This window comes from Micromonospora yangpuensis (assembly GCF_900091615.1).
Taxonomy (GTDB): Bacteria; Actinomycetota; Actinomycetes; order Mycobacteriales; family Micromonosporaceae; genus Micromonospora; species Micromonospora yangpuensis.
In genome coordinates this window covers 4,621,424-4,641,541 of the sequence record NZ_FMIA01000002.1, presented here as the reverse complement: position 1 = coordinate 4,641,541, position 20,118 = coordinate 4,621,424, and the positions used below count along the sequence as shown (strand labels likewise).

Here is a 20,118-nt window from a genome sequence, read left to right as displayed (position 1 = left end):
GAGGGGCCGCGTCGCGCCGGGTGGGTCTACTGTCGGTGGTCGACCAGGTCGATGAGCTGGCGGACCACGTCGTCCGGCTCGACCGAGCGGTCGAAGACCGCGACCAGGAGGGTCTCCAGGTCGGGGTAGCCGAGCTCCTCGGAGAGCCGCAGCAGGGGCAGGTCGCTGGCGAGACCCCGGTTGTGGGTGCGCAGCGCGAGCCCGATGGTGGCCCGGCCCAGCCGGATCTTGTCGGCGATCGAGATGCCCGGCTCGGTGTGGTCGGCGAACCAGCGGTTGATCTGCATCTGGGCGTGCGGGGACTTGACGAAGCCGAGCCACTCCCGACGCGGGCCCCGGGGCGGGGCGTCCGCCGCGACGCCGCTGTCGGCGTCGGTCTCGGTGAAGATCTCCACCACGTCCCCCTCGTCCAGCTCGGACGAGAGCGGTGCCAGCCGACCGTTGATCCGCGCCGCCAGGCAGTGGTCGCCCCGGTCGGTGCCCAGCTCGTAGGCGAGGTCGACCGGGGTGGCGCCGGCCGGGAGGAGGACCTGCCGGCCGTCGGCGACGACCTGGATCTGCGCCTCGGCGAGGTCGCAGCGCAGCGACTCGAGGAACTGCGCCGGGTCCGGGGCGTCCTGCTCCCAGTCGAGCACCCGGCGCAGCCAGTCCAGCTGCTCGGCGCGGGCGGCGGCCCGTCCCTTGGCCCGGGGGAAGCGGAACTCGGCGGCGATGCCGTACTCGGCCGCGCGGTGCATGTCGGTGGTCCGGATCAGCACCTCGACCGTACGGTTGCTGGGCCCGCAGACGCTTGTGTGCAGGGAGCGGTAGAGGTTGTTCTTCGGCGAGGCGATGAAGTCCTTGAACCGGCCGGGCACCGGCCGCCACATCCCGTGGATCGCGCCGAGCGCGGCGTAACAGTCGGTTGCCGGGCCGTCCACCACGACCACGATCCGGGGCAGGTCGAAGGGGACGCCGCCGGCGACGGTGTCCTTCCAGATCGAGTAGAGGTGCCGGGGGCGGGCGGCGACCTCGGCGGCGACCCGGTCGCGGCGCAGCGCCACCCGGGTCCGGGCGACCACGTCGCCGAGGTAGGAGTCCCACCCGGGGCGGTCGTGCACGTGCCGGGCGATCCGGGCGTGCTCCTCCGGCTCCAGGTGCAGCAGGACCACGTCGTCCAGCTCCCGCTTGAGGGTCTGGATGCCCAGCCGCTCGCAGAGCGGCACCAGCACGTCCAGGGTCTTGCGGGCGATCCGCTCGCGCGAGGCAGCGGAGCGGACCCCGAGGGTACGCATGTTGTGCAGCCGGTCGGCCAGCTTGATGATCAGCACCCGGACGTCCTTGCCGGCGGCGATGATCATCTTTCGGGTGGTCTCCGCCTCGGCGGCCTTGCCGTAGAACGCCTTGTCGAACTTGGTCACCCCGTCGACCAGGTGGGCCACCTCGGGTCCGAAGTCGTCGGAGAGGGCCTGCAGGGTGTAGCGGGTGTCCTCCACCGTGTCGTGCAGCAGCGCCGCGACCAGGGTGGTGGTGTCCATGCCCAGGTCGGCGCAGATCTCCGCGACCGCCAGCGGGTGGGTGATGTACGGCTCCCCGCTTTTGCGGAACTGCCCCCGGTGCATGGTCTCGGCGATCGTGTACGCCCGGCGCAGCACCGAGACGTCGGCACTGGCGTGGATGCTCCGGTGACTGCGCACCAGGTGGTTGACCGGGTCCGTCTCGGTTGTCGGCCAGGTCAGCAGCGAGCGCAGTCGGCGGGCGAGCGGCAGCTCACCCGACTGGTTGGACAACGCGCCGCCCAAGGCGGCCCCGTGTCCGGCGTCGACGTCCACGTGGGACACCTCCTCACCCCGCTCCACGGTAGCCGGGCACGGCGGCAACCGGAAGCAGGCCCACGAATCGGGCAGGACTGCACTCCCTTAACAGCCTAAGTGAGCCGAGGTAGTCCGATCGGTCACTTGCTCATGGGCGTTCGGTCGAGAGTTGGTTGCTCGCCGCGCCCTCGGCCTTGGCGAGCAGGTCCCGGAAGCGGGCCGCCCCGGCCACCGGTGAGGCCCAGGCCGAGGTCATCTCCACCAGCCGGGTCTCCGGCCGCTCCAGCCAGGACAGGATCCGCTCGGACTCCTCGGCGGTGGCCGCCGGCACCGGCCCGGTGCCGGCCGGGACCGTCTCGGCGGTCGCCCGGATCAGGTTCAGCGTCGGTCGGGGATGGACCCCCGCCGGGGAGACCCCCGCGCCGGCCAGCCGGCCGTGCCGGACCAGGGCCAGCTCCCAGCCGCCGTGCGCGGCGGGTCGGGCGGCGGCCAGCTCGGCGATCCGGCTCAGCCCGGCCAGCCGCTGCATCCGGACCGTCGCGCGCAGCACCGCGACCAGCCGGGACCGCACCACCGCGGCCTCCTCGTACCGCTGGTCGGCGCCGAGCGCCTCGATCCGGGCCAGCAACGCCTCCACCACCGGTCGGGGATCACTGGCGGTGGCGGTCCGGAACGGCTGCGCGGCGCGGTGGTCGTACTCCTCGGGGGTGATCCGGTGCTCGCAGGGTGCCGGGCAGCGACCCAGCTCGGCCAGCACGCAGGCCGGCGTGGTGGTGCGCAGCGACAACCGGTGGGTGCACTGGCGCAGCGGCAGGGCGTCGTGGAAACCCGCCGCCGCCAGCTCGGCCGCCCGCCGCGAGCTGAACGGACCGAGGTACGCGTCGTCACCGTCGGTGATGCTCCGGACCACCGACAACCGGGGGTACGGCCCGGCGGTCAGCTTCAGCCAGACCACCCGCTCGGGGAACTTCGACCGCCGGTTGTACGGCGGGGCGTGGGCGGCGATCAACCGCAGCTCGCGGACCTCCGCCTCCAGCGAGTGGGCGCACTCGACGGCCTCCACCCGCTCGGCGGCGGTCAGCATCTCCGAGATCCGGGCCCGTTTCTCGGCGGCGGTGAAGTAGCTGCGCACCCGGGTGGCGATGTCGCCGGAGGTGCCGACGTAGAGCGGCCGGTCGTCGGCGGCCCGGAAGATGTAGACCCCCGGCCGCTTCGGCAGCCCGTCGGCGAGGTGCCGCTTGCGCCGCTGGGCCGGGGTGACCGCCCGGGTGAACTCGATCGCCTCGCCGACGGTGTGCACCCGGTGCCCGCCGAGGCGGTCGATCAACCCGTGCAGCACGTCGACGGTCGCCCGCGCGTCGTCCAGCGCCCGGTGCGTCGGGCGCACCGTGGTCCGGAAGTACGCCGACAGCGTGCCGAGCTTGCGGTTGGGCACCTCGTCGCGGGTCAGCACCCGGCGGGCCAACGCGGCGGTGTCCAGCACCCGCGGCGCCGGCCAGCGGTAGCCGTGCCGGGCGCAGGCGGCCTTGAGGAAACCCACGTCGTACGGCGCGTTGTGGGCGACCAGGACCGCGTCGGCGACGAACTCCAGGAAACTCGGCAACACCTGCTCGATCGGCGGCGCCGGCACCAGCATGGCCTGGGTGATACCGGTCAGCACGGTGATGAAGGGCGGGATCGGCACACCCGGGTTGACCAGCGTGGCCAACATGCCCAACTGCTCGCCGCCGCGCACCTTCACCGCGCCGATCTCGGTGATCCCACCGCCGTCCGGCGCGCCGCCGGTGGTCTCCAGGTCGACCACCACGAAGGTCGTCGCGGACAACGGCAAGGCCGGGTCCACCCCCGGGCCGGCCGTCGGGTCCAGGCCGGCGAGGGTCTGCTGCACGTACTCCTCAGCTGCCACCTGCGGCACGGTAACTGCCCGGTCCGACACTCGCGTCGCAGCGGCCCCAACCGTTACCACGGGGATAGGATGAGAGATCGGCTCACTCACCGGGCGGTGGGCCCGGCTCCGGTGGGAGACTTGCCACATGCCCCTCACCGAGCCACCCGACGAGCACCTCCCCGGCGGGGAGGTCGACGCCGCGTGCGCCGCCGGTGGATCCGACCCGGCTAGGTCCGAGCTGGCCGGGTCCGAGCTGGCTGGGTCGGAGTTGCCGAGGTCGGAGCCGGTGGGGTCCGAGCTGGCCGAGTCCCAGCCGGTGGGGTCCGCCGAGTCCGAGTCGGCGGGGTCGGAGCTGGCCGAGTCCGAGCCGGTGGGGTCGGAGCTGGCCAAGTCCGAGCCGGTGGGGTCGGAGCTGGCCGAGTCCGAGCCGGTGGGGTCGGAGCTGGCCAAGTCCGAGTCGGTGAGGTCGGAGCCGGTGGGGTCCGAGTCGGCGGGTGCGGAGCCCGAGCCGGTGCTGCCCGAGCCGGTGCGGCAGCGGATCGTGACGCTCACCGCCGCCGTGTTGCCCGGCCTGCCCGGTGACGAGGTGCCGGTGCCGCTGCGCCGGGTGGCCAAGTTCGCCCCCAACCGCCGCGCCCGGCTGGGTGCGCCCATGATCGCCGCGCACCTCACCGCCGATCCGCTGTTCCGGCAGCGGGTGACCAACCGGGTCCTCGCCGACGCCGGAGACCTCGGTGCGGCGGTGATCGAGGGGACCGCCCCCGCCGCCGCCGATCCGGTCGAGGTGGCCGCCCTGGCCTACCTGGCCCGGCCCCGGGGCTGGCGCGAGCTGATCGAGGCCAGCGGCGCGGCGGTACGCGCCGAGTCCGACAGCGCCGTGGTGGCCGAGTTGGTCCGCGAGGCCGAGCAGCGGGCCACCCGCGCCGAGCACGACCGGGCGGTGGCCCGGGTGGAGGTGGAGAAGCTCCGCGACGAGCTGGCCCGGGTCCGCGAGGAACTGGGCCAGCTGCGGGAGGAGACCCGCCAGCTGGCCCGTTCGCTGCGGGAGACCCAGGCGCGCGAGCGTAAGGCCACCGAGCTGCTCGCCACCGAACGCGGCCGGGCCACCCGGGCCACCGCCGACGCCGACGCCGAGCTGCGTCGGGCCCGCGCCCGGCTGGCCGAGGCCGAGGCGGCGGCCGGGGTCGCCCGGGCCAGCGCCAAGGAGGCCCGTTCGGTCGACGACGCCCGGCTCTGGTTGCTGCTGGAGACCATCGGGCAGGCCGCCGTCGGGCTCCGCCGGGAGCTGGCGCTGGACCCGGTGGAGAAGCTGCCCGCCGACTTCGTCGCCGACACCTTCGCCGCCACCGGCAACGCCACCGGTGCCGCCGCCAACACCCGGGCCCGGGACACCGACGATCCGGCCCGGCTGGATCAGCTCCTGGCACTGCCCCGGGCCCACCTGGTCGTCGACGGCTACAACGTCACCAAGCGGGGCTTCGGGGAAATGTCACTGGAGCAGCAGCGCAAGCGGCTGATCACCGGTCTGGGTGGGATCGCCGCGCAGACCGGTGACGAGGTCACCGTCGTCTTCGACGGCGCCGAGCGGATCCACGGGCTGCCGCCCACCCCGCGCGGCGTGCGGGTGCTCTTCTCCCGCAAGGGGGAGACCGCCGACGAGTTGATCCGCCGATTGGTCCGCGCCGAACCGTCCGGTCGGCCGGTGGTGGTGATCTCCTCGGACCGGGAGGTCGCCGACGGCGTACGCCGGCACGGCGCGTACCCGCTCGGCGCGGACTCCCTGCTGCGCCGGCTGGCCCGGTCCTGACCACCACCGGGCACCGGCCGGCTGCCGGCCGATGCCCGCGCGGGCCGTACCCATCCGGCACCGCCCTGCGTGTGCCGGCGGGCACCGCGTCGCGTGTGCCGGATGGGCACTGTGTCGCGTAGGCCGTCGGGCACCGCGTCGCGTGGGCCGGATGGGCACTGTGTCGCGTGGGTCGTCGGGCACCGTGTCGCGTGTGCCGTCGGGCACCGAGCCGCGTGGGCCGGCGGGCCGGGCGCCCCGCCGGGTCAGGCCGGGCCGGTGTGACACCGACCCGGTGGCCGGGTCAGCGGCGGTGGACGACGATGTCGCCGAAGGACGTGCGGGCGGTGACCTCGACCGTACCGTCGGGGTGCCCGGGCGGTTCGCAGGTCGCCAGGTCGTTGACCACCTGACCGTGCTGGGTGTGCAGGTCGAGCCGGGCGGCGGTGCCGGCCGGGACGCCCACGCTGACCTCACCGAAACCGGTCTTGAGCGACACCGAGCCGGCCGCGACCATGCCGATGCTGACGTCGCCGTTGGCCGTGGCGGCGGTGACCGTGCCCTGGGTACGGTCCACCGTGATGTCGCCGTTGGCCGCCTTGGCCCGCAGGTCACCGCCGACCGCGCCGATCCGCGTGTCGCCGTTGGAGTTGCGCACGGCCAGGTTCCCGGCGACATCGCCCAGCCGTACCCGGCCGGCCGCCGTGGTGACCTGAGCGTGGCCGTCGATTCGGCCCACCTCGATGCCACCGGCGGAGGTCTGCAGGTCGACGTCGCCGGCGTCGCCCAGCACGATGCTGCCGGTGGCGGTGCGTAGCCGGCAGCTGCCGAGCCGGCCCTCGGTGTGGATGGTGGTGACCGCGCCCCCGCCGTCCAGTCGGGAGCCGGTGGGCAGGGCGATCGTCAGGTCCACCGAGCCGGGACGTCCGAAGATGCCGAGACGGCCACGCTGCTTGGGCATTCGGATCGTCAGCCGGCCGTCGGTGAACTCGACGTGGGTCTGCTCGGCCGTCCGGACGTCGGTCTCGGCGGCGGCGTTGCTCGGGCGGACCTCGACAGTGGTGTCGGCGCGGTCGCTGGCGGTGACCCGTACGTCGCAGACGACCAGGTCGAGGCTGACCGAGACGGGGTTCGGGGTGTCGAAGGTGGGCATCACGGGTTCCTCCTTAGGGAGGTGGTGGACCGGTCCACGGTGGGCCGGTAGGGACGGATGCGGCGCTGTCGTCGACGGGTCTGGTCGGTGTGACGGCCTGTCGGGGGTTGTCGCCGGGCCTAGCTGGTGTGACGGGTCGTCGGGGGTTGTCGCCGGGTCCGGTCGGTGTGACGGCCTGTCGGGGGTTGTCGCCGGGTCCGGTCGGTGTGACGGGTCGTCGGGGGCGGTCATCGGGCCCAGCCGGTGTAGCGCTCGCCGCCGAAGGAGGCGCGTCGGTGGGTTGACCGGGCCGACCGGTGGGTGTCGACGGCGGCGGTGACGGCCCGGACGAGCCAGGCGTTGACCGAGAGCCCCTCCTGGGCGGCGGCCTCCTCGACCCGGCCCTTGAGGTGCTCGGAGAGGCGGAAGTTGATCCGGGCGGCGGCTCCCTCCGCGCCGTCGGCGGGGGTGCCGCCGGTGCTCTGGTCGGCGGGGAACGGTCGGTCGGCGGGCAGTGGTTGTTCGCCGGGCGGTGGTTGTTCGCCGGGCGGTGGGGTCACCACGAACTCGGGGTCGCGCCCGCGCAGCCGCAGCTCGACGGAGCCGGGAGCCAGCTCGCGGGTGATCTCTTCGGTCGCTGCGGTCAGGGCGTCCAGCAACGCCAGCCGGAGCGCCGACTCCAGCGGCCCGGTCAGCCGCTCGGCCAGGGCCCGGGTGTCCGGCCCGCCCAGCTCGGCGGCACCGGTCAGCTCCTGCCGGAGCTGATCGACGTACGACGTGAGGTCCATGGTGTCATCATGGCATCAAAATGGCACCACTTCAAGGTTCTGGTGGTGCCATGGAGGTGTCAGGCTGGCGACAGGCAGGTGCCGGGCGGTTCGGCGGTGGCGACGCGGGCCCTCGGTGTCCGGGGGGCGAGCGCGCCCTAGGATGAGCAGCCGGCGGTGAGAAGGGTGCCCCGCTATACCGTAGGCGTTAACAGGGGGCCCTTCCTTTCACGGCTGGGGAGGAACGGGGATGAGCCGGGTATGGCGCGAGGGTGGCGGGCTGTGACGCCGCGTGGTTGGGCGGTGCTGACCCTCGCCGGGCTGGTCGTCGCGCTGGTGGTCGTCGCCGTCCTGCTGGTGCCCTGGAGCCGACCACCGGCGCCCCGGGCCGATCAGCTCGCCGCGTTGCGGGACCTGCCCGCCGACGAGGTCGCCCACGGGCGGGCCCTGCGGGCGGCGCTGCGTCCCGGGCGGTACACCGGGCTCGTGGTGGGGCTGCTGGCGGCACTGGCGCTCGGGCTCACCCCGCTGGGCGGGCGGCTGATCGAGCTCGCCGGCCGTCCGTTCGGCGGGCACTGGGTGGCCCAGGCGGTGCTCGGTGGGCTGGTCGTGGTGCTCGTCGCCGACCTGCTCACCCTGCCGTTCGCCGCCTGGCGGCACTCCGTGCTCACCCGGTACGGGCTGAGTACCAACGGCTGGGGCGGCTGGACCCTCGACCTGCTCAAGTCGTACGCGGTGAGCGCGGTGCTCGGCGCGACCGTGCTGCTCGGCTTCTACGCGGTGACCCGCCTCGCCCCGCGCTGGTGGTGGGCGCTCGGCGCGGCAGGGGCCGCCAGCCTGGTGGTGCTGCTGTCGTTCGTCCTGCCGGTGCTGGTCGAGCCGGTCTTCAACCGGTTCACCCCGATGGAGCCGGGTCCGCTGCGTACCGAGCTGGTGAACATGGCCGCCCGCGACGGCGTGCCGGTGCGCGACGTGCTGGTCGCCGACGCGTCCCGGCGGACCAGGGCGGTGAACGCCTACGTCTCCGGTCTGGGGCCGACCCGACGGGTGGTCGTCTACGACACCCTGCTGCGGGAGGCGACGCCGGCCGAGGTGACCAGCGTGGTGGCGCACGAGCTGGGCCACGCCAAGGACCGGGACGTGACGGTGGGCACGCTGACCGGCGCGCTGGGTGCCGCCGCCCTGGTGGTGGCGCTCTACCTGGTGGGCTCCTGGGGGCCGCTGCTGCGCCTGGCCCGGGTCGACTCGATCGCCGAACCCCGGGCCTTCGGGCTGCTGATCGCCCTGGTCACCGTGGCCGGGCTGGTCGCCACGCCGGTGCAGGCCCTGGTGTCGCGCCGGGTGGAGGCCCGCGCCGACGCGCACGCCCTGGCCCTCACCGGTGACCCGGCGACCTTCGAGGCGATGCAGCGTCGGCTGGCCGGGATCAACCTTGCCGACCCGGACCCGCCCCGCTGGGAGTACCTCTGGTCGGCGTCCCACCCGTCCACCGTGGAGCGGATGGCCGCCGCCCGCGCCTACGCCAGGGAGACCGGCGGATGAGCCGTACGCTGCTGATCACCAACGACTTTCCGCCCCGCCCCGGCGGCATCCAGTCCTTCGTGCACAACCTCGCCCTGCGCCAGCCCTCCGGTTCCGTGGTGGTGTACGCGTCGAGCTGGCCCGGTGCCGCGAAGTTCGACGCCGACCAGCCCTTCGAGGTGGTCCGCGAGCGTACCCGGGTGTTGCTGCCCACCCCGCTGGTGGCCCGCCGGACGGCGGCGCTGGCCCGGACGTACGACTGTGACACCGTCTGGTTCGGCGCGGCGGCCCCGCTCGGGCTGCTCGCCGCCGGGCTGCGCCGCCGGGCCGGCATCGGCCGCGTGGTGGCGCTGACCCACGGCCACGAGGTGGGGTGGGCGGCCCTGCCGGGTGCCCGGGGTGCGCTGCGCCGGATCGCGCGGGGTACGGACGTCGTCACCTACCTGGGCGAGTACACCCGGACCCGGCTGGACCGGGCCCTGCACGGGCTCACCGAGCTGCACCGGTTGGCCCCCGGGGTGGACGTGGACACCTACCACCCGGACGTCGACGGCGACCAGGTCCGGATCCGGCTCGGCCTGGCCGACCGGCCGGTGGTGGTCTGTGTCTCCCGGCTGGTGCCCCGCAAGGGACAGGACATGCTGATCCGGGCCATGCCGGCGATCCGCCGCCGGGTGCCCGACGCCGCGTTGCTGGTCGTCGGGGGTGGGCCGTACCGGGGCACCCTGGAGAAGCTCGCCCGGCAGACCGGGGTGGAGCGCGACGTGGTGTTCACCGGGTCGGTGCCCGCGGCCGACCTGCCGGCCCACTACGCCGCCGGCGACGTGTACGCGATGCCGTGCCGGACCCGCAACCGTGGCCTGGACGTGGAGGGTCTGGGCATCGTCTACCTGGAGGCCTCCGCGACCGGGCTGCCGGTGGTGGCGGGGGACTCCGGCGGCGCGCCGGATGCGGTCCGCGAGGGCGAGACGGGTTTCGTGGTCCGCGGCGACGATCTCGCCCAGCTCGCCGACCGGGTGGCCACCCTGCTGACCGACCGGGACCTGGCCCGCCAGTTCGGCGCGGCCGGCCGGGCCTGGGTCGAGCGGGAGTGGCGCTGGGAGACCCAGGCCCAGCGGCTGACCGCCCTGCTCGCCGACCCGGCCAGCCGTACCGGCTAGTTCAGCTGCGACAGGATCTGCTCGGGTGGGCCGGGACGGCCGAAGTACCAGCCCTGGCCGGCGTCGCAGCCGATCGCCCGCAGCCGCTCGGCCTGCTCGGCGGTCTCCACCCCCTCGGCGGTGACGGGCAGGTCCAACGCGTGGGCCAGCGACACCAGCGCGGCGCAGATCCGTTCGTCGGTCTGGCTCGCCGGATCACTGGCCGGGGCCCGTAGCCCGGTGACGAAGGAACTCGCCAGCTTCAACGCGGTCACCGGCAGGTGACGCAGGTACGCCAGGTTGCAGTAACCGGTGCCGAAGTCGTCGATGGCGATGCCCACCCCGAGGTCGACAAGGGTCCGCAGGGCCCGGATCGGCTCCTCGGCGCTGGTCATCATGGTGCTCTCGGTGATCTCCAGTTGCAGCCGTTGCGGCGGCAGGCCGGTGCGCGCCAACAGCTCCCGCACCTCGCCGACCAGGCCGGGGGTGTGCAACTGCCGGACCGCCAGGTTCACGCTGACGAACGGTGCGGTCGTACCCCCGTCCGACCAGGCGCCCGCCTGGCGGCACGCCTGCGCCAGCACCCAGGCACCGAGCCGGACGATCAGCCCGGTCTCCTCGGCCAGGCCGATGAAGCTGTCCGGACGCAGCAGCCCCCGTTCGGGATGCCGCCACCGGACCAGCGCCTCGGCGCCGAGCAGGTTGCCGTCGCGCAGTGACGTCAACGGCTGGTACTCCAGGAAGAACTCGTCGCGGTCCAGGGCGGTGGGCAGCGCGGCGGAGAGCGCGTACCGGTCCAGTTCCCGCTGGTTGCGTTCCGGGTCGAACAGCGACCAGCGGGCCCCACCGGCCATCTTGGCCCAGGTCACCGTGCTGTCGGCGGCCTGCATCAGGTCACCGGGGCGGGCCTCGGCGACCGGACGTTCGACGATGCCGGCGCTGGCCGCGACGGTCAGCTCGTGCCCGTCGACCTGTGCCGGTTCGTTGACCGCGGCCAGGGCCGCCTCGGCGACCTTGACCACGTCGTCGGTGCCGCCGGTGGCCTCGACCAGGATGCCGAACTTGTCACCACCGAGCCGGGCCACCAGGTGCTCGCCCAGGGTCTGCCGCAGCCGCCGGGCCACCGACACCAGGAGCAGGTCACCGACCTGGTGACCGAGGGAGTCGTTGACCACCTTGAACCGGTCCAGGTCGAGGAAGCACACCCCGATCCGGGCGGTGTCCCGGGTCGGTGCGGCCAGGGCGGCGGTGAGCCGTTCGGTGAACAACCTGCGGTTGGGCAGTTCGGTGAGCGGGTCGTGGGTGGCCTGGTGCCGGAACCGGGCCTCACTGTCGCGTAGCTCGCCCTCGGCCTGGGTACGGGCCTTGGTCGCGGCCCGGCGGATCTTCTCCTGCTCGTCGAGGGTCCGGTCGCGCAGCGCGTGGGCGAAGCCGGTCGCCACCGCGCCCAGCAGCCGGGCCAGCCGGTCCTCCACGTCGTCGGCGGCCAGACCCAGGTCGCGCAGCAACCGGAGCTGGATGACCTCGACGCTGCGGCCGAGCCCCTCGGGCGCGGAGATGTGGGCGGCGACCAGCTCGGCACCGACCCGGGTGCCGGCCCGCAGGTCGAAGGGCTCCGCCACCAACGCCGCCGCCAACTGCTCGGTGAGCCGGTGCAGGAACGCCTCCAGCTGGTCGCGGTTCATCGGCACGAAGCTGGTGCCGGAGACCGCCCTGGCCCAGGCCCGGGCGAACGTCGACGGGCGGGAGGCCAGCCCGCCGGCGCGATCCGACTCACCCACCGACGCGTCCGACGCCGCCCAGGAAGCCCGCCGCCTCGGCGTCCTCGGCACCCTCCGGGGCCTCCGGATGCCACTGCGACACCCAGACCACTCCCGGTTCGACCAGCTCGAACCCGGCGAGCAGCGCGGTCAGCTCGGCGTGGCTGCGAAACCACAGCGGATTGTCGGTACGGCGGTAGACCCGCTCGGCCTCGCCCTGCTCGGGGCTCTGCCGGCGGCCGTCCAGGCTGACCTGGGAGAGCGCCAGGTAACTGCCGGGCACCAGCGCCTCGCGCAGGGTCCGCAGCAGCTGGTCGGGGTGGTCGGAGTCCGGTACGAAGTGCAGCACCGCCACGATCAGCACGGCCACCGGCCGGGTGAAGTCCAGCAGGCCGGTGACCTCGGGATGGGCGAGGATCCCGGCGGGGTTGCGCAGGTCCTCCTGGATCACCACGGCGCGCTCGTTGCCGGCGAGGATCTCCCGGCTGTGGGCCACCGCTATCGGGTCCACGTCCACGTAGACCACCCGGGACTCGGGTGCGGCCCGCTGGGCGATCTCGTGCACGTTGCCGACCGTGGGGATGCCGGAGCCGATGTCCAGGAACTGGCGTACCCCGGCCTCGATCAGGTGGTGCACCACCCGGCGGAGGAACGCCCGGTTGGCCTGGGCCATCAGCGGGGCCTCGGGCACGGCGTCCATCATCGCCCGGGCCGCCGCCCGGTCGGCGGCGAAGTTGTGCGAGCCACCGAGGTAGTAGTCGTACATGCGGGCCACACTGGGCCGTTCCATGTCGATCGTGGTGGCCGTCCGGTCCGGCCGCCGCGTGCTCTCATCCGTTTTGCCTGCAACGCGAGAATCATCACCTGCGCGGGTCACCCGGGTATTCTGCCCGTCCCGTGCCCGACTGAGAAGACCGGGAGACACCGGAGGTCCGGGCCGACGACGCGGACCCGGACCTCCGTGGCGGTCGATCAGAACTTCGGCGCGTCCGGGGCCTCCAGCAGACCCAGCCGCAGCGCGGTCATCAACGCCTGGGCCCGGTTGGCCGCGCCCAGCTTCTCGTAGAGCTTCGAGATGTGCGTCTTGGCGGTGGACTCGCTGACGAAGAGCTGCTTGGCGATGCCCGCCACGCTCATCCCGTCGGCGAGCAGCCGCAGCACCTGGCCCTCCCGGGGGGAGAGCTGCGGGCCGGACGGGGCCAGCCGGCGCTTCATCGCCTCGGCCAGGTCGGCGGCGGTGAACGCGCTGGGGGAGGAGGCGGCGTGCCGGGCGGCGGCCACCACCTCGTCGGCCGGGGCGGTCTTCGGCACGAACGCGCTCGCGCCGGCCTCCAACGCGCCGAAGAGCTGGTCGTCGCCGGCGTACATGGTGAGCACGACGATCCCCATCGAGGAGCTGGACTTGCGCAGCGCCCGGGTCGCCTCCAGACCACTGCCGTCCGGCAGGCGCAGATCCATGATCACCACGTCCGGCTGGAGGGCGCCGGCCTGCCGGACGCCCTCGGCAGCGGTGGCGGCCTCGCCGACGACCTCGAACTGCCGGTCACGCTCGAAGGCGTGCCGCAGCCCCTTACGGATCAGGTCGTGGTCATCGACCAGGAGGACCTTGGTGCGGGTGGCCGGTGTCGGAGTGGTCATCCTCGGGTTTCCTGCCCTTCTGCTGCTGCTGCGCTACCGCGCACGTTATCGCGCCGAGGCGAGGAGCCGACCACCACCGCCACGGTCGTCCCGCTGGGTTGCCGTGGCCTGATCTCCAGCCGGCCCCGGATACGTTCCGCCCTCTCGGCCATGATCGCAAGACCATAGTGCCCCTCGGCGCGCTGGTCACCGATGCCGTGACCGTCATCCGACACTTCGATCTGGGCGTACGGGGGATCCACCTCACAGGTGACCCAGAGGTTGGCGGCTCCGGCGTGCTTGCGGGCGTTGGTCACCGCCTCCTGCGCGATGCGCAGCAACTCGGCCTCGGTGGCCGCCGGCAGCCGGGCGGTGGACTCGTCCAGCGACAGATGCACCCGAAGTCCACCGGAGGCGCCCACGGTGCGGGCGTACTCGGCGATCGCGGCGGCCAGCCCACCGTGTCGGTCCACCTCGCTGCGCAGCTCGAACAGGCTCAACCGCAGCTCGGTGATCACCCGGGTCACCTCGTGCCGCAGCGCGCGCAGGCTCTCGGCGGTCTCCTCGGTGTCGTCGTGCACGGTGGCCAGCGCGTTGTCGATGCCGTAGCCGACCATCACCAGCTCCTGCGCCACCCCGTCGTGGATCTCCCGGGCCAGCCGCTGCCGCTCCTCGTTGGTGGCCAGCGAGCGGACCTCGTCGAAGAGCAGCGCCGCCTCCAGCCGCAGCGCGGCCGGGCCGGTCAGGGCGGTCACCCCGGCCACCACCGGTGCCGGGTAGGCCTGCCCGGCGTCGGCCTCCAACACCACCAGACCCACCGTGCGGACCCCGGCCACCAGCGGCACGATCAGCGCCGAGACGTCCCCACCGGCGTGCGAGCGGGCCTGGGTGCGGGCGGCGGTCTGCGGCTGCTGGCTGGCCCAGGCGTCGGCGATGGCCGAGTCGGCGTCCAGCGTCGTCTCCCAGTCGACCCGCTCCGCGCCGACCTGGGCGAGCACCACCAGCCGGCCACCGCCGCTGGCGGAGAGGACCGCCGCCCGGTCGGCGCGGGCCACGGTACGCAGCTCCTCCAGCAGGTGCTCGGAGATGCCGCCCGGGTCGAGGGTGGCCCCGGGCAGCTGACGGGCGACCGTACGCAGCTGGGTCAGCAGGCGGGTCGCCTCGGCGTACGGCTGGGGGGCGCTCTCGGCCCGTACCCGGACCAGCTTCTGCAGCGCGCAGCCGGTGGCCAAGCCCAGGCCGGCCAGGATCAGCCACTGGGCGCAGACCGCCAGGTAGCCGGGCTGGACGAGCTGGCGTTGCCCGTCGACGACGGTGAACGCCCCGCTGACCAGCAGGATCAGCGCGGTGACCCCGACCAGCACACCGCCCTCGACGAACCGTCGCCGCAGCGCGGTCACCGTCACCGGCACCGCCAGGTACGGCAGCACCGCCGACGCGCCGACACCCGGGGTCGTCCCGCCGAGGGTGGCCACGGCGGCCACCTGGCTGGCCGCGAGCCCGAGCAGCACCGCCTCGGCCAGCCGGCTGAGCGGGCCGAGCAGTCGGTGCTGGGGGGCCAGCAGGGCGGGCACTCCGGCGGCGGCGAGCAGGGCCACCCACCAGAGCTGGGCCGGGTCTGCCGTGGCGAGCAGGGTGAGGACGGCGACCAGCGCCAGCATCACCAGTCGGGCGGCGACGGCCAGCGGGTGCGGACGGGACCGGGCGGATGTCGAGGCGGGCACGTGACGGATCGTAGTCAGCGACGGTAGATGTCGGCGATCTCCGCCGCGTACGTCTTCTGGACTACCTGGCACCGGACCTTCATCGAGGGGGTCAGCTCGCCGGTCGCCTCGGTGAAGTCCTGGGGCAGGATCCGGAACACCTTGATCGCCTCGGCCCGGGAGACCTCCTGGTTGGCGGCGTCGACGGCCTCCTGTACCGCGGCCCGCAGGGTCTCGTCGTCCCGCAGGTCGGCGACGGTGGCCCCGGCCGGCACCCCGGCCGAGGTGCGCCACGTGGCGAAGGCGTCCTCGTCGATGGTGACCAGGGCCGCGACGAACGGCTGCCGGTCGCCGACCACCACGCACTGGCTGACCAGCGGGTGCGCCCGGACCTGGTCCTCCAGCACGGCCGGGGCGACGTTCTTGCCGGCCGCGGTCACGATGATCTCCTTCTTGCGGCCGGTGATGGTGAGGAAACCGTCGTTGTCGAGGTGGCCCAGGTCGCCGGTGCGGAACCAGCCGTCGCTGGTCAGCGCCTCCGCGCTCGCCTCGTCGTTGTGCCAGTACCCCTGGAAGATCAGGTCACCGGCGATGAGGATCTCGCCGTCGTCCTCGATCCGGATGGTGACCCCGGGCAGCGGGCGGCCCACGGTGCCGATCCGGATGGCGTCGCGCAGGTTCGCCGCGGCGGCGGGGGAGGTCTCGGTCAGGCCGTAGCCCTCGTAGACGGTCACCCCGATGCCGCGGAAGAAGTGGCCGAGCCGGGCACCCAGCGGCGCCCCGCCGGAGATCGCGTCCCGGCACCGGCCGCCGAGCGCCGCCCGCAGCTTGCCGTAGACCAGCCGGTCGAAGAGCGCGTGCTGGACGCGCAGCCCGAGGCCGGGGCCGCCGCGGGTGTCCTGGGCCTCGCTCCAGGCCACGGCCACCTTCTCGGCCCGGTCGAAGATCCGGCCCTTGCCGCCGGCCTCGGCCTTCTGCCGGGCCCCGTTGTAGACCTTCTCGAAGACCCGGGGCACCGACAGGACGAAGGTCGGCCGGAACCGCTGCAGCTCGGGCACCAGGTTGGTGGGGTCGCCGCAGTGCGCCATGGTCGCCCGGGCCTGCACCACGCCGATCTGGATCAGCCGGGCGAAGGCGTGCGCCAGGGGCAGGAAGAGCAGGGTCGACGCGCCCGCGTTGAACAGGTTGGGCAGCACCGGCACCGCGTTGGCGATGTCGGCGTACATGTTGCGGTGGGTGAGCACACAGCCCTTCGGTCGGCCGGTGGTCCCGCTGGTGTAGATGATCGTGGCCACGTCGTCGGCCCGGAACGCCGCCCGCCGCCGCTCGATCTCGGCCGGGTCGACCGCCTCGCCGGCGGTGGTCAGCTCCGCCACGCAACCGGTCTCGATCTGCCACACGGTCCTCAGCGCGGGCAGCCGGTCGGTGACCCCGGCGACCAGGGTGGCGTGGGCGGTGGTCTCCACCACGACGGCGACCGCGCCGGAGTCGCCCAGGATCCAGGCGGCCTGCTCGGCGCTGGAGGTCTCGTAGATCGGCACGGTCACCGCGCCGGCCGCCCAGATGGCGTAGTCGACCAGGGTCCACTCGTAGCGGGTCCGGCTCATCAGGGCGACCCGGTCGCCGGGGGAGATACCGGCCGCGACCAGGCCCCGGGCCACCGCGACCACCTCGTCGCGGAACTGCCGGCAGGTCACGTCGACCCAGCCGGCTCCGCCGACCGGGTCGGGACGGCTGAACTGCACGACGTCCGGGGCGGACTCGGCGTTGCTCCAGACCGGGTCGGTCAGGTTGGCCGAATCGCCGACCGTGACGACCGGCGGAACGGAGAACTCGCGCACCTGGCACTCCCTCGTACTCGTCCTGTGCCACCCAGCCGGCGGGTCGGCTGTGTCGAAACCTACCTGCTCGGCCGGGCGGGCCGGGCAGGCAGGCCGGGGTGGGACCCGGCGCGGGCGGGACCGCCGCCGGGTAGCCTCCCCCCATGGCGGACTCCTCCACCCAGTCGATCGTCGTCGCCGCGCCACCGGAACGGGTGGCCGCGGTCATCTGCGACTTCCCGCGTTACCCCGAGTGGACCGAGACGGTGCGGCGCACCGAGGTGGTCGAGGAGTACACCGACGGATACGCCAGCCAGGTGCGGTTCACCATCGACGCGGGGGTGATGGCCGACGAGTACGTCCTGGCGTACGCCTACGCCGAGGACCTGTCGCACATCGAGTGGCACCTGGTGGCCCCCTCGCGGATGCAGCGCGCCCAGCGGGGGTCGTACGACATCGTCGGCAATGCCGACGGCACCTCCACGGTGACCTACACCCTCGAGGTGGAGCTCTCGGTCGGGATGATCGGGATGTTTCGCCGCAAGGCCGAGAAAATGATCATGGATACCGCGTTGAAGCAACTCAAGCGCCGGGTAGAGACACCTGATGCTGCGCAGTGACGCGCCCGGCGGCACGGTCGCCACGACAGGGGGAGCCGACCATGGCTGAGGCAGAACCGGGCTCGGCCCGGGAAGAGGCGGAGCGGCTGGTCGCCACCCTGCTCGCGGCGGCCCGGCTCGCCTCGTCCGGTTCCCGGGCGGCGCAGGCCTGGGGTCCGCTCGGTGGGATGCTGTCGGGTGTCCTCGGTCACAGTGGCGGCCCCGGTGGGTCGTCCCGTACCCGGCCGGCGGCACCCGCCGGAGGTTTCGCCACCGGCACGCCGGAATGCTGCGTCTGTCCGCTCTGCCGGGCCATCGTCGCGATGCGTGACCCGAGTCCCGAGTTCGCCGAGCGGCTCGCCACCGGCGCCGGTGATCTTGCGGCGGGGGTGGCCAGCATGATGCGCGCCTTCGCCAGCGCCGACGATCGACCGCCGTCGTCGGCATCGCCGGTGGCCACCGGGGGCGCCGGGGCCGCCGGGCCGTCGGCCGCAGCCACCGGAACCGACGCGAACGCGGATCACGTCTGGCGCGAGGCCACCCGCACCGGGCATGATTCTGCCTCGGCGCCGGAGCAGGACGTCTGGTCCGCCGCGACCCGTTCGGGGGACGCGGCTGCTCGGGCCGCCGCCGTACCGCCCGCCGAGGTCGTCGGGCCCGGCGCGCCGGTCACGCCCCGGCCGCCGGCCGACGGTCCCGCGGTGCCCGCCTCGCGAGCGCCCGAAGCGGGCGAGCACGCACCGGGCGACGGGGCCTGACCACCGGACATGCGGCACCCGACCGGCCACCAGCCGGTCGGGGGCGGCAGCACAGCAGAGGGGAGTGGCAGCGGTGACGCTGACCATCGGAGTCGACGTCGGTGGCACGAAGGTGGCCGGCGGTGTCGTGGACGACACCGGCGCAGTGCTCGTGCAGGTCCGACGGGACACCCCCGCCGAGGACGTCGGCAAGACCCGGGACGTCATCATCGAGGTCGTCACCGAACTGGCCAAGGGCCGGACGGTCGACGCCGTCGGCATCGGCGCGGCCGGCTGGATCGACGCCACCCGCTCCACCGTGCTCTTCGCGCCCAACCTGGCCTGGCGGGACGAGCCGCTGCGGCAGTACGTCAGCGCCGCCGTCGGGCTGCCGGTGATCGTGGAGAACGACGGCAACGTGGCGGCCTGGGCCGAGTTCCGCTACGGCGCGGCCCGCGACGCCGACGACTCGATGGTCATGTTCACCATCGGCACCGGGGTCGGCGGTGGCATCATCCTCGGCGGCGAGCTGGTCCGCGGCGCCCACGGCATCGCCGCCGAGCTGGGCCACATGCTCACCGTCCCGGACGGTCACCAGTGCGGCTGCGGCCGGCTCGGCTGCATCGAGCAGTACGCCAGCGGAAACGCGCTGGTCCGCTTCGCCCGTGCCGGGGCCCGCCAGGAGCCGCACCGGGCCGGTGCCCTGCTCGAACTCGCCGGTGGGGAGGCCGAGGCGATCACCGGCCCGATGGTGACCGCCGCCGCCCAGGGCGGTGACCCGGTCTCCTCCGAGGCGTTCGCCCAGATCGGCCGCTGGCTGGGCACCAGCCTGGCCGACATGGCCCAGATCCTCGACCCGCAGGCCCTGGTGGTCGGCGGCGGCGTGATCGACGCCGGTGACCTGCTGCTCGGCCCCACCCGGCGCTCCTTCGCCGACGCGCTGGCCCAGCGCGGCCGGCTGCCGGTCGCCGACATCCGCCCGGCCGAGCTGGGCAACAGCGCCGGCGTCATCGGCGCCGCCGACCTCGCCCGGCGCCTGTGAAGCGCGAGGAGTGCAGCGCAGCGGAGCCCCGCAGTCGCGAACGAAAGGTCGGCACGGTGAAGCGCGAGGAGTGCAGCGCAGCGGAGCCCCGCAGTCGCGAACGGAAGGTGGCACAGTGAGTGCCGGAGTGCGGTTGCGGGTGGTGTCGTACAACATCCACGGCCAGCGGGACGACACCGCCGCGCTGGCCTCGGTGGTCCGCAGCGCCGCGCCGGACGTGGTGATCGTGCAGGAGGGGGCCCGCCGGTTCGGCTGGCGGCAGCGCAACGCCGCCCTGGCCGAGTCGTTCGGCCTGGTGGTCGCCGCCGGTGGTCTGCCGTCGCTGGGCAACGTGCTGCTGACCAGCCTGCGGGTCCGGGTGCTCGGCACGAGCTGCCGGCGGTTCCCGCTCACCCCGGGCCGGCACCTGCGGGGTGCCGCGTTGGCCGACTGCGCGGTCGGCGGGGCCCGGTTCGTGCTGGCCGGCTCGCACCTGTCCACCGATCCCGCCGAGCGTCCCGCCCAGGCGGCGGCGTTCAAGCAGGACCTGGCCGGGGCGGCCTGGCCGGTGGTCGCCGGAGCGGACCTCAACGAGGGGCCGGACGGCCCGGCCTGGCGTACCCTCGCCGACGGGTTGACCGACGCCGCGCTGGAGATGGACCGCGCCGACCGGCTCACCTACTCCTGCGCCGAGCCGCGTCGGCGCATCGACGCGCTCTTCGTCGACCCCTCGATCAGGGTGGTCGACTACGACGTGGTGGACACGCCCGAGACCCGCCGGGCCAGCGACCACTTCCCGATCCTGGCCGACCTGCTGCTTCCGGTGGCCGGCTGA

The 20,118-nt window shown here is 73.9% G+C and carries 16 protein-coding genes; 7 read left to right on the top strand and 9 right to left on the bottom strand.

The window, feature by feature from the left end:
* Positions 1-26: 26 nt before the first annotated feature.
* Together GA0070617_RS20875 and GA0070617_RS20870 are read right to left on the bottom strand one after the other, a co-directional pair.
* On the bottom strand, positions 27-1,811 hold the full coding sequence (locus GA0070617_RS20875) for a RelA/SpoT family protein (RefSeq protein WP_091446862.1): 1,785 nt from the start codon (positions 1,809-1,811) through the stop codon (positions 27-29).
* Positions 1,812-1,941: 130 nt separating this feature from the next.
* Entirely contained in the window at positions 1,942-3,699 is a 1,758-nt protein-coding gene (locus tag GA0070617_RS20870; protein ID WP_091446859.1) for a DEDD exonuclease domain-containing protein, read from the bottom strand.
* Positions 3,700-3,949: 250 nt separating this feature from the next.
* Here GA0070617_RS20870 and GA0070617_RS20865 point away from each other — a divergent pair, with 250 nt between their 5' ends.
* Complete coding sequence (locus GA0070617_RS20865; RefSeq protein WP_373868323.1) at positions 3,950-5,488, top strand: NYN domain-containing protein; 1,539 nt, start codon at positions 3,950-3,952, stop codon at positions 5,486-5,488.
* A 283-nt stretch (positions 5,489-5,771) separates the two neighbouring features.
* On the opposite strand, the gene GA0070617_RS20860 is transcribed toward GA0070617_RS20865, so the two are convergent.
* Positions 5,772-6,620, bottom strand: coding sequence for a DUF4097 family beta strand repeat-containing protein (locus GA0070617_RS20860; protein WP_091441299.1), 849 nt, complete (start codon positions 6,618-6,620; stop codon positions 5,772-5,774).
* A gap of 227 nt (positions 6,621-6,847) precedes the next feature.
* On the bottom strand, positions 6,848-7,387 hold the full coding sequence (locus tag GA0070617_RS20855; RefSeq protein ID WP_091441297.1) for a toxin-antitoxin system HicB family antitoxin: 540 nt from the start codon (positions 7,385-7,387) through the stop codon (positions 6,848-6,850).
* Between the two features lie 261 nt (positions 7,388-7,648).
* Between GA0070617_RS20855 and GA0070617_RS20850 the strand changes: the two genes are divergently transcribed.
* Positions 7,649-8,908: a M48 family metallopeptidase gene (locus GA0070617_RS20850; RefSeq protein WP_091441294.1), complete on the top strand. Its 1,260-nt coding sequence runs from the start codon at positions 7,649-7,651 to the stop codon at positions 8,906-8,908.
* On the top strand, positions 8,905-10,047 hold the full coding sequence (locus GA0070617_RS20845; protein WP_091441291.1) for a glycosyltransferase family 4 protein: 1,143 nt from the start codon (positions 8,905-8,907) through the stop codon (positions 10,045-10,047). The genes GA0070617_RS20850 and GA0070617_RS20845 overlap by 4 nt, the downstream gene beginning before the upstream one ends.
* Here GA0070617_RS20845 and GA0070617_RS20840 read toward each other — a convergent pair.
* The 5 genes from GA0070617_RS20840 to GA0070617_RS20820 all read right to left on the bottom strand — a co-directional run bounded on the left by GA0070617_RS20840 (position 10,044) and on the right by GA0070617_RS20820 (position 16,947).
* Complete coding sequence (locus tag GA0070617_RS20840; RefSeq protein WP_091446855.1) at positions 10,044-11,711, bottom strand: putative bifunctional diguanylate cyclase/phosphodiesterase; 1,668 nt, start codon at positions 11,709-11,711, stop codon at positions 10,044-10,046. The genes GA0070617_RS20845 and GA0070617_RS20840 overlap by 4 nt on opposite strands.
* An 88-nt stretch (positions 11,712-11,799) precedes the next feature.
* The gene (locus tag GA0070617_RS20835) at positions 11,800-12,576 is read right to left on the bottom strand and encodes an SAM-dependent methyltransferase (RefSeq protein ID WP_091441287.1); all 777 of its coding nucleotides are present in this window, start codon (positions 12,574-12,576) and stop codon (positions 11,800-11,802) included.
* Positions 12,577-12,758: 182 nt separating this feature from the next.
* Complete coding sequence (locus GA0070617_RS20830; RefSeq protein ID WP_091441284.1) at positions 12,759-13,424, bottom strand: response regulator transcription factor; 666 nt, start codon at positions 13,422-13,424, stop codon at positions 12,759-12,761.
* On the bottom strand, positions 13,421-15,127 hold the full coding sequence (locus GA0070617_RS20825; protein ID WP_091441280.1) for a sensor histidine kinase: 1,707 nt from the start codon (positions 15,125-15,127) through the stop codon (positions 13,421-13,423). The genes GA0070617_RS20830 and GA0070617_RS20825 overlap by 4 nt, the downstream gene beginning before the upstream one ends.
* A 14-nt stretch (positions 15,128-15,141) precedes the next feature.
* On the bottom strand, positions 15,142-16,947 hold the full coding sequence (locus tag GA0070617_RS20820) for an AMP-dependent synthetase/ligase (protein WP_091441277.1): 1,806 nt from the start codon (positions 16,945-16,947) through the stop codon (positions 15,142-15,144).
* A gap of 143 nt (positions 16,948-17,090) precedes the next feature.
* Between GA0070617_RS20820 and GA0070617_RS20815 the strand changes: the two genes are divergently transcribed.
* The 4 genes from GA0070617_RS20815 (at position 17,091) to GA0070617_RS20800 (ending at position 20,118) form a co-directional block, all read left to right on the top strand.
* Complete coding sequence (locus tag GA0070617_RS20815; protein ID WP_091441273.1) at positions 17,091-17,546, top strand: SRPBCC family protein; 456 nt, start codon at positions 17,091-17,093, stop codon at positions 17,544-17,546.
* Between the two features lie 41 nt (positions 17,547-17,587).
* A complete protein-coding gene (locus GA0070617_RS20810; RefSeq protein WP_091441269.1) occupies positions 17,588-18,283 on the top strand; it encodes a hypothetical protein in 696 nt (231 codons plus the stop codon).
* Between the two features lie 64 nt (positions 18,284-18,347).
* The gene (locus GA0070617_RS20805) at positions 18,348-19,304 is read left to right on the top strand and encodes an ROK family glucokinase (RefSeq protein ID WP_175440605.1); all 957 of its coding nucleotides are present in this window, start codon (positions 18,348-18,350) and stop codon (positions 19,302-19,304) included.
* A gap of 115 nt (positions 19,305-19,419) precedes the next feature.
* A complete protein-coding gene (locus GA0070617_RS20800; RefSeq protein ID WP_091441261.1) occupies positions 19,420-20,118 on the top strand; it encodes an endonuclease/exonuclease/phosphatase family protein in 699 nt (232 codons plus the stop codon).

Bases quoted from the DNA above. Each gene is read 5' to 3' on its own strand.
- GA0070617_RS20860 (WP_091441299.1), bottom strand. From the start codon at position 6,620: ATGCCCACCTTCGACACCCCGAACCCCGTCTCGGTCAGCCTCGACCTG.
- GA0070617_RS20855 (WP_091441297.1), bottom strand. From the start codon at position 7,387: ATGGACCTCACGTCGTACGTCGATCAGCTCCGGCAGGAGCTGACCGGT.
- GA0070617_RS20845 (WP_091441291.1), top strand. From the start codon at position 8,905: ATGAGCCGTACGCTGCTGATCACCAACGACTTTCCGCCCCGCCCCGGC.
- GA0070617_RS20840 (WP_091446855.1), bottom strand. From the start codon at position 11,711: ATGAACCGCGACCAGCTGGAGGCGTTCCTGCACCGGCTCACCGAGCAG.
- GA0070617_RS20835 (WP_091441287.1), bottom strand. From the start codon at position 12,576: ATGGAACGGCCCAGTGTGGCCCGCATGTACGACTACTACCTCGGTGGC.
- GA0070617_RS20830 (WP_091441284.1), bottom strand. From the start codon at position 13,424: ATGACCACTCCGACACCGGCCACCCGCACCAAGGTCCTCCTGGTCGAT.
- GA0070617_RS20815 (WP_091441273.1), top strand. From the start codon at position 17,091: ATGGCGGACTCCTCCACCCAGTCGATCGTCGTCGCCGCGCCACCGGAA.
- GA0070617_RS20810 (WP_091441269.1), top strand. From the start codon at position 17,588: ATGGCTGAGGCAGAACCGGGCTCGGCCCGGGAAGAGGCGGAGCGGCTG.